This window comes from Nonomuraea sp. NPDC005730, from assembly GCF_040630865.1.
GTDB lineage: Bacteria > Actinomycetota > Actinomycetes > Streptosporangiales > Streptosporangiaceae > Nonomuraea.
Genome location: NZ_JBEXYK010000088.1, coordinates 1 through 13357, shown reverse-complemented (window position 1 = coordinate 13357; position 13357 = coordinate 1). Strand labels below are relative to the sequence as shown.

The window sequence follows — 13357 nt, the reverse complement described above, 5'->3', positions numbered from 1 at the left end:
TCATCGCATCACCGCTGATGCAAGAAGGGCGATTCACATGGACATGCGACTCACCGGCAAGACCGCCGTCGTCACCGGGGCGAGCAGGGGGCTGGGGCTGGCGATCGTCGAGGCGCTGACGGCGGAGGGCATGCGAGTCGTGGCCGCGGCCCGTACGATCTCCCCCGAGCTGGAGCGCACCGGCGCGATCACCGTGACCGCCGACCTGTCCACCGCGGCGGGGCCGGCCGAGCTGGTCGAACGCGCGCTGGCCGAGCTGGGCGAGATCGACCTCCTGGTCAACAACGTGGGCGGCGGCGACGGCGGCCAGGGGCACGTCAACGGCTTCCTCGGCTTCGACGACGACGCCTGGCGCCAGTCGTACGACCTGAACTTCCTCAGCGCCGTGCGGGCCACCAGGGCCGCGATGCCCAGCCTGTTGCGGCGCGGCGGCACCGTGATCAACACCTCGTCCAACGGCGCCCGCGTGCCGCACATGGGGCCGATCGTCTACACCACCGCCAAGGCCGCGCTGACGGCCTTCGGCAAGGCCCTGGCCGAGGAGTTCGGCCCGCAAGGGGTGCGCGTCGCCACCGTCTCCCCCGGCGTCTCGCGCACCTCCATGTGGGAAGCCCCCGACGGGTACGGCGCCGCCCTGGCGGCCTCGCTCGGCATGGAGCACGAGCAGTTGCTCGCGGGGCTGCCGTCGGTCTCCGGAATGACGACCGGTAGGTTCGTCGAACCGGAAGAAGTCGCCTCCCTGGTGACGTACCTGGCCTCGCCGCACGCCGCGAGCGTGAACGGCGCCGACTACGTCATCGACGGCGGAGCGATCAAGACGGTATGAACTATCGCGATATATCGTAGAACGGGAACACCGGGGAATCCCGTCCGGTTGGGCGGGATGGACATCATCTCCAGGGGAGTGTGGGCAATGGCAGGAATGCGGACCGCACGGCGGATTCTCGCGGGCGGCGCGCTCGCCGCCGCGGCCGGGTGGGCGTTGCGCGGGATACCGGCCGAGCTGGGCGTGCGGCCTTTGACGTCAGGGCCGGACCGGGTGGGCCGGATGCGGCGTTCGCCGCAGTTCAGGGGCGACACGTTCGTCAATCCCATGTCCGAGCCGACCGCCCTGATGACCACGCCCCCCGTGGGCCTGCTGGCCGAGATGGCCAGGAACAAGGAGCAGCGGCATCCGGCCGGGCCCATCCCGCTGCGCCTGCCGCCGTCCGGCCCGCCGCCGGCCGACGGCCTGCGCGCGGTCTGGTACGGCCACGCCTCCACGCTGGTGGAGATCGAGGGCAGGCGGGTGCTGTTCGACCCGGTGTGGAGCAACCGGGTCTCCCCCTCCCAGCTCGTCGGCCCCAAGCGGCACCACCCGCTGCCGCTGGACATCGGCGACCTGCCGCAGGTGGACGCGATCGCGATCTCGCACGACCACTACGACCACCTTGACATGGCCACCGTGCGCTCGCTCACGCGCACCCAGAAGGCGCCGTTCCTGGTCCCGCTGGGCATCGGGGCGCACCTGGAGCGGTGGGGCGTGCCGCTGTACCGGATCATCGAGCTCGACTGGGACGAGGAGGCCGAGGTGGCGGGCCTGCGCTTCGTCGCCACCGCCGCCCGGCACTTCTCGGGGCGGGCCTTCACCAGGAACGACACCCTGTGGGGCTCGTGGGTGGTGGCCGGGGCGAGCAAGCGGGTGTTCTACGCCGGCGACTCGGGATACTTCCAGGGCTACCGGGGCATCGGGGCCGCGCACGGGCCGTTCGACCTGACGCTGATGCCGATCGGCGCCTACAGCCCGGCCTGGCCCGACATCCACATGAACCCCGAGGAGGCCGTCAACGCCCACCTCGACCTCGGTGGCAAGCTGCTGCTGCCGGTCCACTGGGCGACGTTCACGCTGGCGCTGCACCCGTGGGCCGAGCCGGTCGACCGGTTGTGGCGGGAGGCGAAGGCGCGCGACGTCGAGATCGTGGTGCCCCGTCCGGGCGAGGGCGTGGACGTGACCGCCGTCCAGTCCGTCGACGGCTGGTGGGAGACCCTGGGATAGCCGTCACGTCCGAAAGACGCCGACTGTAGGGGGTCGTACGGCCCCCTACAGTCATGGGGTGAGCAACATGGAACGTGACCCCCGCGAACTCCGCTGCGCCGCCGACGCCGGCGACCGGAGCGAGGTGCTGACCGGACGCGAGGTGCCGCTGGGCGGCCCACGCGCGATGCGGGTGAGCAGGACGCTGCCCGGCGTGCACCGCCGGATGATCGGCGCCTGGTGCTTCGTCGACGCCTACGGCCCCGAGCCTGCGCTGATGCGCGTGCCGCCCCACCCGCACACCGGCCTGCAGACGGTGACCTGGCTGGTCGCGGGCGAGGTGCTCCACCGCGACAGCGTCGGCAGCCTGAGCCGGGTGCGCCCCGGCCGGCTCAACCTGATGACGGCCGGGCACGGCATCTCCCACTCGGAGGAGTCGCCCAGCACGACGCTGCACGGCGTGCAGCTCTGGGTGGCCCTCCCGGAGGCCCACCGGCGCACGGCCCCCGCCTTCGAGCACCACGCCACCCTGCCCGTGTTGTCCGGCCCCGGCTTCGACGCCACCGTGATCATGGGCACGCTCGGCGGCGTGACCTCGCCCGCCACCACCTACACCCCGCTGGTGGGCGCCGAGGTGACGGTCGACGGCGCGGGCGAAGTGCCGCTCGACCCCGCCTTCGAGCACGGGCTGCTGCTGCTCGACGGCGAGGTCGAGCAGGCGGTGCCGGGGGCGCTGCGCTACCTGCCGCCGGGCCCCGCAACGTTGCGGCTGTCGGGGCGCGGGCGGGTGCTGCTGATCGGCGGCGAGCCGTTCGGCGAGGAGATCGTCATGTGGTGGAACTTCGTGGGGCGCTCCCACGAGGAGATCGCCGCCTTCCGGAAGGAGTGGGCGGAGGGCGAGGGCTTCGGCGCCGTCGAAGGCTTCGACGGCGAGCCGCTGCCCGCCCCGGCGCTGCCCTCCATCCGCCTCAAGCCACGCGGGCGGGTACGCCCCGAGAGGCGCTAGTAGACCGAGATGTGCGGATGGTCGAAGTGGTTGGCCGTCGTGCCGCCGCGGTTGGACATCGTCCGCCAGGTTCCCGTCCTGGCGTGCCAGATGCGCTGGCGGTAGATGATGTACATGATCCCGAGGCGCCGGGAGTTCTTGATGGCCCAGTCGGCGATCTCGTAGCCGCGCTTGACCTCGGCAGCCGACGGCATCGCGCCGCCGTGGCTGAGCATGAAGTCGCAGGCCCGGCCGAGCGGGTGCTCGCCGCCGTCCTGGATCGTCCGGAAGCAGCCGATCCCGTACGGCACCACGAACCGTTCCTTGATCAGCGTCTTGACCAGGCGCATGCGGGGCGTGATGTTCTCGGAGCCGTCCGGGAGCTGCGGCACCCACGTGCCGTCCGGGCGGCGCACGCCCGGGGCCGTGTAGAGCCTGTCGATCCGGTCCCTGATCTTCTCGATCAGCTTCTCGGCCTTCTCCTTGCGCCGCTCCAGGTCGGCCACCGCGGTCCCGAGCTCCTCGGCGCGGGCGGCGGCCTCCTGCTCGGCCTTGCGGCGCTCGTCCCTGACCTTGGCGTAGCCGCGCAGCCGGGCGTCCTGGACGTCGATGAGGTGACGGCTGAGCGCCAGGCGGCTCAGCAGCGCGTCCGGGTTCTGGCTGCCGGTGAACAGGGCGATCTGGTTGGGTTCGCCGCCGATGTACTGGGCCACGGCCAGCGTCCTGAGCTGGAGGGACTCCCGGTCGTAGACCTCCTGGGCGGCGGCCAGCCGCTCGCGCGCGCTCTTCTCCGTCTTCTCGGCCTGCTGCTGGGCGCGGCGGCTGTTGTAGTACTCCTCGATGAGCCGGTCCGACTCCTTGCCCAGCGCGGCCAGCTCCTTCTTGAGCTGCTTCACCGAGGGCTTGGGGGCCGCGCGCCCGGCTGAGGCGTTGCCCGCCATCAGCAGCAGCCCGGCGAGTACGGCGACCACGGCCCGCGCCACGTGGCCCACGGCGGGGGAGGCGACCGCCACTGTCCTCCTTAGCCTGAGCCGCAGGGCAGGTTCCGGTCAGGAGCTAATCAGAGTCCGGGACGCCCTCTTTCCGACGCTGATAGTAGGGGATCAAGCATCATTCCCCGCAACTCATGACTTTTCCTGACTACGTGATTTTCGTGCACGTCTGACCGCGATACGCCCTCCGAGCAGGGCAGATCCGGGCACCACGAGCATGCCGAGCAGGCTGGAGCCCAGCCCGACGTCGAGGTCGGCGTCCAGCAGCCCGCCCCCGCCGCGGCCGAGCAGCGACCCGCCGAGCGACAACCCGACCGAGACCGACAGCAGCGGTGCGTGGCTCCTGGCGGGCGGCTTGGCGGAGGGCTCCGGAGCGGGGGCGCTCGTGGCGGGCGGTTTGGGAACCGGGCCGCCGGTGGCGGACTGCCGGGTGGACGGCGGCGACGACCGCGTGGGCGGCGGCTCCGAAGGCGGCTCCGACTCCGGCGGCCCGGTATTCGACGGCCCGCTGGTCGGCCTCGGCGGCCGGCTGGTCGGGGCCCTCGTGGCGGGCGGCACCGGAGGCGCGGACGACGCGGGCCCCGCGGTCGGCACGTTGGGCAAGTTGGGCACGTTGGGCACGGTCGGATGTCCGCTGGGCCCGGCGGTGGCCGTCGTGGGCGGCGAGACCGTCCCGGACCCGCTCGGCACGGGCAGCACCGGATCCGGCGAGACCGGCGGCGTCGTGAACGAGCTCCCCGTGGACTCCGGCGGCATCGCGGTGCCGCTGTCGGGCGAGGGCGAGCCGCTCCAGATCACGAACGTCGACGCCACCGCCGCCACCGTCGCCAGCACCAGCCCGCCGGTCACCGCGAGCTTGGCGGGCGGCCCCAACGAGCTGCGCACCACGCTGGTGCCCGTCGCGGCGCCGTTCTCCGCGCCGCTTCCCCCGATGGTCCCTCCGCCGAGGCCCTCGCCCAGCCCCCCGCCGGTCCCGGCCGACGGCAGCAGCGCGGCGAACGGCATCGCCAGCACGGCCAGGCCGGACCGCCCGCGCAGCTCCCATCCCGCGCCGTACGTCCCGCGCGCCACCTCCTCCAGTTCGGCGAGGAACGCCTCGGCCGAGGCGGGCCGGTGGGCGGGGTCCTTGGCCAGGCCGTGTTCGACGAGCCCGCGCAGGCGTCCGTCCACGTGCTCCAGCGGGGGCGGCATGTGCTGGTGCTGGAAGGCCAGGGCGGCCAGGTTCGCGGCGGTGAACGGGCGGCGGCCGGTGAGGCATTCGTAGAAGACCAGGGCGGCGGCGTACACGTCGCAGGCCGGGCCGGCCGGGGCGTCCTCCCACTGCTCGGGGGACATGTAGGCGGGGGTGCCGGCCAGGGTGCCGGTCTCGCCGAACCGGGCCGCGACGCCGAAGTCGACCAGCTTGCTGTCGCCGTCCGGGGTGATGATGACGTTCTCGGGCTTGAAGTCGCGGTGCGCCACCCCGCGCCGGTGCGCCTCGGCGAGGCCGAGCAGGGCCCCCTTCAGCAGGGTGAGCGCGGCCTCCACGCCGGTGCCGCCCTCGGCGGCGATCAGGCGGCGCAGCGTGACGCCGTCGACCAGCTCCATCACGATGACGGACGTGCCCCCGGCCTCGACGTAGTCCAGCAGGCGGGCGGTGTGGGGGCTGTCGATCTCGCCGATGACCCCGGCCTCGGCGCGGAAGCGGGCGGCGAACTCGCCGTCCGCGCGCAGGGCCTCGGACAGGTGCTTGATCGCGACCGGTAAGCCGTCGGAGTCGCGTACGGCGAGCATGACGCGGCCGGTTCCTCCGTGACCGAGTTCCCGGATCTCCGTGTAACCGGGAACAGCCATGTCGGGCCCTCCTGACCGGATAAAGATCCTTATGTCAGGACGCTAGCCGAAGGTAACACGCCGTGTCGAGCCCCTTCGCGCGAGTAACCGACCCCCTGTCGCAATCGGTATTTTTCCTACTTCCTATAGTAGGTCCGTGGCTCTCACCGATCATCTGCGCGAATGGCTCGGGGCCTGGCCGCCCGCGGGAAACCTCGACGTCACGGGCTCGCCGCTGCGTTTGCTGCCCGCCTGGGACGGCCGCGTGCACCCGGCCATCGGCGTCGGCACCCCCGAGGGGGCGATGTTGTCGGTGCCGCCCGAGCACGTCGCCCGGGTGCGCGCCGCGCGGACGGTCCGGGAGATCCCCGAGCTGATCGGATATGGGGATCGCGGCTGGTTCGACGCCGTCTTCCGGTGGACCACCGAGCCCGCGCCCCTGCCCGACGCCGGTGAGTGGGTGCCGGCGACGGACGACGCCGTGCCCGGATGGCTGCGGGTTTTCGGCGGCGAGGTGCTGGTGGCCGTGGACCCCGAGACCGGCGAACACCTGGCCGGGGTGGGCATCAAGCGGCACGACCGCTTCGGCCGGGAGCTGTCGGTGGTGACCGCGCCCGAGGCCCGGGGACGCGGCCTGGCCAGACGGCTGGTGGCGCAGGCGGCGCGCCGGGTGCTGGACGAGGGGGCGGTGCCGACGTACATGCACGCGGTCAGCAACACCGCCTCGGCCGTCGTCGCCAAGGCGGCGGGCTTCCCCGACCTCGGCTGGACCGCCTTCGGCGTCGCCGAGAACTGACCCTCCGCGCCGAGCCGCGCGGCGTCAGGCGGCCGGGAGCGCCGGGCGCGAGGTCAGGAGGGCGTGGATGTTGCGGGCGGCGGTGCGGCCCGCGCGGTTGGCGCCGACCGTGCTGGCCGAGGGCCCGTGGCCGACGAGTTGCAGCCGCGGCTCCCGGACGACCCGCGTCCCGTCCACCTTGATGCCGCCGCCCGGCTCACGCAGGCGCAGCGGCGCGAGGTGGTCGAGCGCCGACCGGAAGCCGGTGGCCCACACGACGACGTCCGCCGCGGTCTGCCGCCCGTCCGCCCATTCCACGCCGTACGGGGTGAGGCGGCGGAACATCGGCAGCCGCTCCAGCGCCCCCTTCGCCATCGCCTCACGCACGACGACGCTGTAGCCGAGCCCGGTGACGCTGACCACGCTCTGCGGCGGCAACCCGGCCCGCACCCGCGCCTCCACCAGGGCGACGGCCTCGCGCCGGGCGTCCTCGCCGAAGTCGTCGCCCCGGAAGACGGGCGGACGCCGGGTGACCCAGACGGTGCCGGCGGCGACACCGGCCACCTCCGACAACACGTGCATCGCCGAGGCCCCGCCCCCTACCACGACCACCCGCCGACCGGCGAACGCCGCCGGCCCGTGATAACCCGCGTAGTGAAGCTGCTCGCCCAGGAAGCCGGCCGCCCCCGGGTAGTACGGCCAGTACGGCCGGGTCCAGGTGCCGGTCGCGTTGACCACGGCCCTGGCCGCCCACTCCCCCGCGTCCGCCGCCACGACCAGCCGTCCGTCCTTCCCCTCCCGGACGGCCGCCACCTTGACCGGCCGCAGGACCTCCAGCCCCACCCGCCGCTCGTAGTCGCCGTAGTACTCCGGGACGACCTCCGCCGCGGGCCGGTCACCGGCCGCCTCCACCCCGTCCGGCACGCCGGGCAGGTCGAAGATCCCGTGCACCTTGTCCATGGTCAGCGACGGCGACCGGTGCCGCCACGCGCCCCCGGGCCCCGCGGCCGCGTCGAGCACGACCGTCCCGAGCCCGAACCGCCGCAGGAAGTACGCACTGGACAGCCCCGCCTGCCCGGCCCCGATCACCACAACCTCGGTCGTCTCCACGGTCGAGTGCAACCCCGCGCGCCCGCCCGCTCTTCCCACCCGGCCGGTCCGGGCGGCGAGGCCCGCCGTTCCGATGGCGACGCCCGGCCGGGTCACGCGGGTGGCGGCTCCGTCAGGGCCGCCGCGAACTGGGCGCGGTGGCGCAGGACGTGTTCCCGGTCGGCGTCGTACAGCGCGTCGTCGCCGCGGGCGAGGTGCGCGGCGAAGGCCCGGTCCCCCGCCGCCGCGCGTTCGCGCATGTGCCGTACGAGGTGCGCCACCCGGTCGGCGGCCGTGACGGGCAGTGCCGGACGGTCACCTTCGGCCAGGCCGTAGGCGTCGGCGAACAGCCGCAGCCTGCGTGCCTGCTCCTCCACCGGACCAGCCCCGTCGTGGCGGGGATCGCTCAGCGGGACGAACCGGTAGGCGGCGTAGGCGACGTCCCACACGCGCGGCCCCGGGTGGGCGGTGTCGAAGTCGATCAGGGCCACCGGCCGCCCGTCGCGGAACACGCAGTTGCACGGCGCGACGTCCCCATGGCAGACGACCTCGGCGGGTTCGCGCGGCGGGAAGTACCAGGCGACCCCGGCGGCGGGCGGGAAACCCTCGGTGGCGTCGTGGTAGCGGCGCAGCAGCCGGGCGACGTCGCCGAGGGCCTGGTCGGAACGGGCGTAGGCGGGCAACGGATGATCGGGCACCTCGCCGGGGACGAAGTCGAGCACCTCCCGGCCCTGGGCGTCGATCCCGTGCCCGGCCGGCGCGCCCGTGAAGCCGCGGGCGGCCAGGTGGGCGAGCAGCGCGTGCACGGCCGGCGTCCACGGGCCGGTCGGACGGCGCACGGTGGCACCGACCCGCACCACCTGGTTGACGCCCCCGGTCAACAACTCCTCGGTCGACAACTCCTCGGTCGACAACTCCTCGGCCGACAACTCCTCGGCCGACAACTCCTCGTCGCAACCGCCCCCGGTGAGCGACGTCACCCGCTTCCGGTCACCGCCGCCGCCGGTCAGCAGCTCACCGTCACCTTCGGTGGGCAGTTCCTCGTCATGCTCGGACACGGCCGCCATCCTCGCATCCCGGCGCGCCCCGGCCACCGCCGTCGAGCCCGACCCCGCCGGAGGCGTCAGCGGACCCTGAACGCGACCGCGGTCGTGGAGGCGATCGCCGTCACCAGGACCACCATGACCAGGACCGTGCCGAGCGGGTTCTTGCGCCGCGGCGGCGCCTGGACCTGCTTGATGCGCTTGCGCACCATGACCGCCGGGGTGGGCTTGGGCGTCGGCCTGACCTCCTGGACGGGCACCCGCACCGGAGGTGCCACGCGCACCGGCCGGGGCGTGGGATGGTGCACCGGCCTCGGCGTGTGCGGCGGAGGAGGCGGCGGCGTGGGGCGCGGTGTCGGTCGCGGCGACGAGCGAGGCGGAGGAGGAGGCGGCGGCGGAGGAGAAGGCGGCGGGGACGGGCGGACGTGGCAGTCGCCCACCTCGACGCTGCCGCTCGGCCCGTACACGCACACCGAGTCAGGGCCGATCGACACGCGCGGCGCGGGGACGCCGGTCCGCGGCGCCCGCCCGCCGGGCCGCGTCGACACCGACGCCTGTGGCTCCGGGGCGTCCCAGATCTGCGCGCCCGGCACCCACACCACCGGCCCGCTACGGCCGTCGCTCACCGGCCTTCCGTGGATCGTGATCCCCGGGCTCGGGACCTGCGCCGGACGTACGCGCATGCCGGACACCGGGGACTGCAGGTCGGCCGCCGCCGGGCCGGCCGCGCTCGCGGCGAGCAGAGCGGCGGCCAGCAGCAGCGGCGCGCGCCTGACGCCCACGGTCACATTCCCCCGGCGATGCGGGAGAACTCCTGCAGCGCGCCCTGGAACGCCTGCGGCCCGACCGCCAGCGGCCCGGCGAAGGCGTGGGAGATGTCCCAGGTCAGATAGGTGCCGAAGCCGAGCATCGCGGCCATCGCGAGCAGCGGCAGGAACGCCAGGCCGCGTGGCCGCGCGCCGGCCAGGTAAGGGAAGACGACGACCAGCAGGCCTGAGAGCACCGTCAGGAACAGCAACCCCTGGGGCGGGGTGGCGGCGGCGTCCATCGAGCGCTGGGAACGGGCGGAGGCGATCGCGGCGACGCGTTCGAGCACGGCGTCGCGGGCGTCCTTGTCGTCGTCGGTCTTGGCGGCGACGGCGCTCACCCGGCTGCGCATGGCGTCGAGCCGGGCGGCGCCGACCGGGTCCATCCGGCCCTCGGCCATCAGCGGCCACTCGTCTCTGACCACGAAGGTGACGTAGTCGCGCAGCGCGGTGCGAACCGTCTGCTGAGCCGTGCCGGGCAGGTCGGCCGCGGCCCAGTAGGCGTCGATCGCGGCCTGGCTCTCGGCCTGGGCGTTCTGGCGGGCGGCGTCGGCGGTGGTCCACGGCACGATGATCGCGATCGCGAACACCAGCAGGAACAGGGCCGACAACATCGACCCGGCGTGACCGGCCGAGACCCCGTCGGGCTCGGTGTCCTCGCTGCCCTTCTTCGTGAGCCGGAACACCAGCGCGGTGAGCGCCACTACGCCCACGGCCGCCACGATCGAGAGCGTGTACGCCAGCATGAAGATCTCCCAAATCTTCTCGAATACACAGTGTTACATGACTATCACACTATGCAACGCTGGTGTCAGCTACCGGCAGGTAAAGTCGCGGGCGGGCGTGTCGGCCGCCGCCGGGCGGCACCGGAGGCCGAGAACCTGCTCGCGCGGGGGTCCGGGGCGGCGCCACCGCTGGACGGATCGTTGATCATGACCGGAGGTTCTGACCAAACGTCCAGCCGGTCGGTGATGATCCAGAAAAATGGTGACTATGGACGGCGTGAATCTCAACGGCCGTAAATTCGTGATGGTGAGCTCGACGGCGAGCGCGGTGGACCCCGACAGCCCGACGGAGTTCCTGTACTGGGAGGCCGACGGCGTGGTGTGGGGCAGCTACACGGGCGACACCGTGACCCACGGCCGCTTCGTCGGGACGCGCGACGGCGCCGACGTCTCCATCTCCTACGCCCATGCGCTCAAGGCGGGCGGCAAGGCGGGCGGCCAGAGCAGCAGCCGGGTCGAGCAGGGCGAGGACGGGCTGCTGCGCCTGGTCGAGGAGTTCCGGTTCGACGGCGACGACACGCTGCACGTCAGCGTGTGCGCCGAGGTCCCGGCTCCCTGACCGGCCCCTGACGGGCGGCCCTCCGGCAGAGGGCCGGCCGGCCGGGAGCGGGCGACGCACCGGCCGCCCCCGGCGAGGAGGCGGCGCCTGACCGTCCTTGCGGAGGCCGGTGGCTAACCGTCCTTGCGCAGGGCGGCGCGTCCCTCGGCCGCGCCGACGAAACGCATCTTGCCGAGCGGCACGTCCCCTTGCGTCTCCTGGGGCGTCCGCCGCGCGGGACGGGAGGCGTCCCGGTCGGACGGCAGCACGTACGGCCGCCTGAGCACTTCGTCCAGGATGAACACGGTCTCGGTGGCCTTGACGGCCGGGATGTTGGCCAGGCGGTCGGTCACCATGGTGTGCACGGCGGCCACGTCGGAGACCCGTACCTGGATCATGGCGTCGTGCTGGCCGGTGGTGATCGCGCAGTACTCGACCTCGGGCATCCGGGCCAGTTCGGCCCTGAACTGCTTCCACATCTGCTGGCGCACGGTCACGAAGATCAACGCGGTTATGCCGAGCCCGGCGCGCACGTGGTCGATCTCCGCGGTGAAGCGCTTGATCGCGCCGTCGGCGCGCAGCGCCTCGAAGCGCGTGTAGGCGTTCGCGCGGGAGATGCCCACCCGTTCGGCCAGCGCGGCGACCGAGATCCTGCCGTTCTCGCGCAGGACCTCAAGGATCTTCATATGGACGTCGTCCAGCTCGAGACCGATGCCGATCCGTCCAGGCTGACCGCTGCCGCTGGCACCATTTCTGGAAATATCACTCATCATTACACCTCGACCATTTATATCCGTCTCACGGACCGCACATGACCTGGACGTTCTGCCGGACAATCCTCGACATCCTTCTCCCGAACGTCCAATTTGGAGGACCCCATGGCGACCCGCTCGCAGACGGCGGCAGTGCTGCTCGCCGGTGCGCTCGCCCTCGCCGCCTGCGGAAGCGGCGGCACCTCGCAGACCCCGGCGGCCTCCGGTGGCGGTGGGAAGACGCTCGTCATCGACACGTCGTTCGACCTCAAGACGGCCGACCCCGGCCGCACCTACGAGCCGACCGGGCTCATCGTCGGCAAGGCCGTCTACGAGACGCTGCTGACCTTCGACGGTTCCGACGTGACCAAGCCGGTCCCGGCGCTGGCCGAGTCCTACGAGCTGAGCGAGGACGGCAAGACGCTGACGCTCAAGCTCAAGAAGGGCCCCACCTTCGCCGACGGCTCGCCGATCACCGCCGACGACGTGGTGTTCTCGCTCAACCGCGTGCGTGACATGAAGGGCACCCCGTCGTTCCTGCTGGACGGCGTCGAGGTGGCCAAGACCGACGACTCGACGATCACGCTGACGTCGAAGGCGCCGAACCCGGCGCTGCCCTACATCCTGCCGAACCCGGCGCTGGGCATCCTCAACAGCAAGGTCGCCAAGGAGCACGGCGCGACGGCCGACGCCCAGGACAAGGCCGAGCAGTACCTGAACGCCTCCTCGGCGGGCTCCGGCCCGTACACGATCGAGTCGTTCAACGTGAGCAGCCAGGTCACGCTCAAGGCGAACCCCAAGTACTACGGCACCAAGCCGGCCTACGACAAGGTCGTCATCCGCAACGTCGAGGCCGCCACGCAGAAGCTCAACGTGCAGCGCGGCGACAGCCAGGTGGCGCTGAACCTGTCCGGTGACCAGGTCACCAACATGCCCTCCACCCTGCAGGTGAAGAAGACCGCCTCGGCGAACGTCATCTTCCTGCTGGCCAACCAGGACTCGGGCGTCAGCAAGACCACGCCGAACGCCAAGTTCGTCGAGGCCGTGCGCAAGGGCGTCGACTACGCGGGCCTGCTGGAGCTGGCCGGCGAGGGTTCGACGCAGGCGCCGGGCGTGATCCCGTCGCAGCTGCTCGGCGCGCTGCCGCCCGAGCAGGCCCCCAAGCGGGACGTCGAGGGCGCCAAGGCGGCCCTGGCGGCCAGCGGCGTGTCGAACCCGACCGTCAAGCTGGAGTTCCCGAGCGAGCTGACCGTCAACGGCCTGTCGTTCCAGCCGCTGGCCGAGCGCGTCCAGGCCAACCTCAAGGAGGTCGGCATCACGGTGGACCTCCAGCCCGCGCCGGTGACGACCGCGCTGGACAACTACCGCAACGGCAAGGAGGAGATGGGCCTGTGGTACTGGGGCCCCGACTACCCGGACCCGAGCGACTACCTGGCCTTCGCGCCCGGCAAGACCGTGGGCCTGCGGGCCGGCTGGAAGGAAGGCGCGGCCAAGGAGATCGAGGCCGCCGCTGACAAGGCCGCGACCGCGATCGGCGACGAGGCGCGCAAGACGGCCTACGCCGACCTGCAGACCAAGCTCAACACCTCCGGGCCGTTCGTGCCGCTGATCCAGCCGAGCCAGAACATCGTGTCGGCCACGTCCGTGACGGGCCTGGAGTACCACCCGGTCTGGACCGTGGACGTCGCCGACCTCGGCGCGAAGTAAGGAGACCGGCAGGAGTTCGCCGACGGCGTCCGCGAGATCTTCGGCGTGACGCCCGAGGT

At 72.7% G+C, this 13357-nt stretch carries 14 protein-coding genes; 7 read left to right on the top strand and 7 right to left on the bottom strand.

Annotated features, from left to right (window positions below):
- Nucleotides 1-37 precede the first annotated feature (37 nt).
- The 3 genes from ABZ444_RS47855 to ABZ444_RS47845 all read left to right on the top strand — a co-directional run bounded on the left by ABZ444_RS47855 (nt 38) and on the right by ABZ444_RS47845 (nt 3020).
- Nucleotides 38-826 carry an SDR family NAD(P)-dependent oxidoreductase gene (locus ABZ444_RS47855; RefSeq protein WP_358011144.1) on the top strand — a complete coding sequence of 263 codons (789 nt, stop codon included), beginning with the start codon at nt 38-40 and terminating at the stop codon, nt 824-826.
- A gap of 87 nt (nt 827-913) precedes the next feature.
- Nucleotides 914-2035 (top strand): MBL fold metallo-hydrolase, encoded by a 1122-nt coding sequence (locus ABZ444_RS47850; RefSeq protein WP_358011142.1) that lies wholly within the window; start codon nt 914-916, stop codon nt 2033-2035.
- Between the two features lie 58 nt (nt 2036-2093).
- Entirely contained in the window at nt 2094-3020 is a 927-nt protein-coding gene (locus ABZ444_RS47845; RefSeq protein WP_358011139.1) for a pirin family protein, read from the top strand.
- Here ABZ444_RS47845 and ABZ444_RS47840 read toward each other — a convergent pair.
- Both ABZ444_RS47840 and ABZ444_RS47835 read right to left on the bottom strand, forming a co-directional pair.
- Nucleotides 3017-4012 (bottom strand): hypothetical protein, encoded by a 996-nt coding sequence (locus tag ABZ444_RS47840; protein WP_358011137.1) that lies wholly within the window; start codon nt 4010-4012, stop codon nt 3017-3019. The two genes, ABZ444_RS47845 and ABZ444_RS47840, sit on opposite strands and share 4 nt — an antisense overlap.
- 111 nt (nt 4013-4123) lie before the next feature.
- A complete protein-coding gene (locus ABZ444_RS47835; RefSeq protein ID WP_358011135.1) occupies nt 4124-5824 on the bottom strand; it encodes a protein kinase in 1701 nt (566 codons plus the stop codon).
- A gap of 136 nt (nt 5825-5960) precedes the next feature.
- Between ABZ444_RS47835 and ABZ444_RS47830 the strand changes: the two genes are divergently transcribed.
- Nucleotides 5961-6599, top strand: coding sequence for a GNAT family N-acetyltransferase (locus ABZ444_RS47830; protein WP_358011132.1), 639 nt, complete (start codon nt 5961-5963; stop codon nt 6597-6599).
- A 24-nt stretch (nt 6600-6623) separates the two neighbouring features.
- Here the strand turns inward: ABZ444_RS47830 and ABZ444_RS47825 are convergent, their stop codons facing one another.
- The 4 genes from ABZ444_RS47825 to ABZ444_RS47810 form a co-directional block, all read right to left on the bottom strand.
- Nucleotides 6624-7784 (bottom strand): NAD(P)-binding domain-containing protein, encoded by a 1161-nt coding sequence (locus ABZ444_RS47825; RefSeq protein ID WP_358011131.1) that lies wholly within the window; start codon nt 7782-7784, stop codon nt 6624-6626.
- Nucleotides 7781-8725, bottom strand: coding sequence for an aminoglycoside phosphotransferase family protein (locus ABZ444_RS47820; RefSeq protein WP_358011129.1), 945 nt, complete (start codon nt 8723-8725; stop codon nt 7781-7783). Before ABZ444_RS47820 ends, ABZ444_RS47825 begins: the two co-directional genes overlap by 4 nt.
- Before the next feature lie 65 nt (nt 8726-8790).
- On the bottom strand, nt 8791-9492 hold the full coding sequence (locus ABZ444_RS47815) for a hypothetical protein (protein ID WP_358011126.1): 702 nt from the start codon (nt 9490-9492) through the stop codon (nt 8791-8793).
- A gap of 2 nt (nt 9493-9494) precedes the next feature.
- Nucleotides 9495-10262, bottom strand: a complete 768-nt coding sequence (locus tag ABZ444_RS47810; RefSeq protein ID WP_358011124.1) for a hypothetical protein — start codon at nt 10260-10262, stop codon at nt 9495-9497.
- 247 nt (nt 10263-10509) lie between these two features.
- On the opposite strand from ABZ444_RS47810, the gene ABZ444_RS47805 reads away from it, so the two are divergent.
- Complete coding sequence (locus ABZ444_RS47805; RefSeq protein ID WP_358011122.1) at nt 10510-10860, top strand: hypothetical protein; 351 nt, start codon at nt 10510-10512, stop codon at nt 10858-10860.
- Between the two features lie 113 nt (nt 10861-10973).
- Here the strand turns inward: ABZ444_RS47805 and ABZ444_RS47800 are convergent, their stop codons facing one another.
- Nucleotides 10974-11525 carry an Lrp/AsnC family transcriptional regulator gene (locus ABZ444_RS47800; RefSeq protein WP_357987270.1) on the bottom strand — a complete coding sequence of 184 codons (552 nt, stop codon included), beginning with the start codon at nt 11523-11525 and terminating at the stop codon, nt 10974-10976.
- Between ABZ444_RS47800 and ABZ444_RS47795 the strand changes: the two genes are divergently transcribed.
- Both ABZ444_RS47795 and ABZ444_RS47790 read left to right on the top strand, forming a co-directional pair.
- Nucleotides 11526-11654 carry a hypothetical protein gene (locus tag ABZ444_RS47795; RefSeq protein WP_357987273.1) on the top strand — a complete coding sequence of 43 codons (129 nt, stop codon included), beginning with the start codon at nt 11526-11528 and terminating at the stop codon, nt 11652-11654.
- A 63-nt stretch (nt 11655-11717) separates the two neighbouring features.
- On the top strand, nt 11718-13298 hold the full coding sequence (locus tag ABZ444_RS47790; protein WP_358011119.1) for an ABC transporter substrate-binding protein: 1581 nt from the start codon (nt 11718-11720) through the stop codon (nt 13296-13298).
- Nucleotides 13299-13357: the final 59 nt, after the last annotated feature.

Excerpts from the sequence above, each read along its gene's own strand:
- ABZ444_RS47810 (WP_358011124.1), bottom strand. The coding sequence starts at position 10,262 with ATGCTGGCGTACACGCTCTCGATCGTGGCGGCCGTGGGCGTAGTGGCG.
- ABZ444_RS47855 (WP_358011144.1), top strand. The coding sequence starts at position 38 with ATGGACATGCGACTCACCGGCAAGACCGCCGTCGTCACCGGGGCGAGC.
- ABZ444_RS47805 (WP_358011122.1), top strand. The coding sequence starts at position 10,510 with ATGGACGGCGTGAATCTCAACGGCCGTAAATTCGTGATGGTGAGCTCG.
- ABZ444_RS47850 (WP_358011142.1), top strand. The coding sequence starts at position 914 with ATGGCAGGAATGCGGACCGCACGGCGGATTCTCGCGGGCGGCGCGCTC.
- ABZ444_RS47835 (WP_358011135.1), bottom strand. The coding sequence starts at position 5,824 with ATGGCTGTTCCCGGTTACACGGAGATCCGGGAACTCGGTCACGGAGGA.
- ABZ444_RS47795 (WP_357987273.1), top strand. The coding sequence starts at position 11,526 with ATGGACGTCGTCCAGCTCGAGACCGATGCCGATCCGTCCAGGCTGACC.
- ABZ444_RS47790 (WP_358011119.1), top strand. The coding sequence starts at position 11,718 with ATGGCGACCCGCTCGCAGACGGCGGCAGTGCTGCTCGCCGGTGCGCTC.
- ABZ444_RS47800 (WP_357987270.1), bottom strand. The coding sequence starts at position 11,525 with ATGAAGATCCTTGAGGTCCTGCGCGAGAACGGCAGGATCTCGGTCGCC.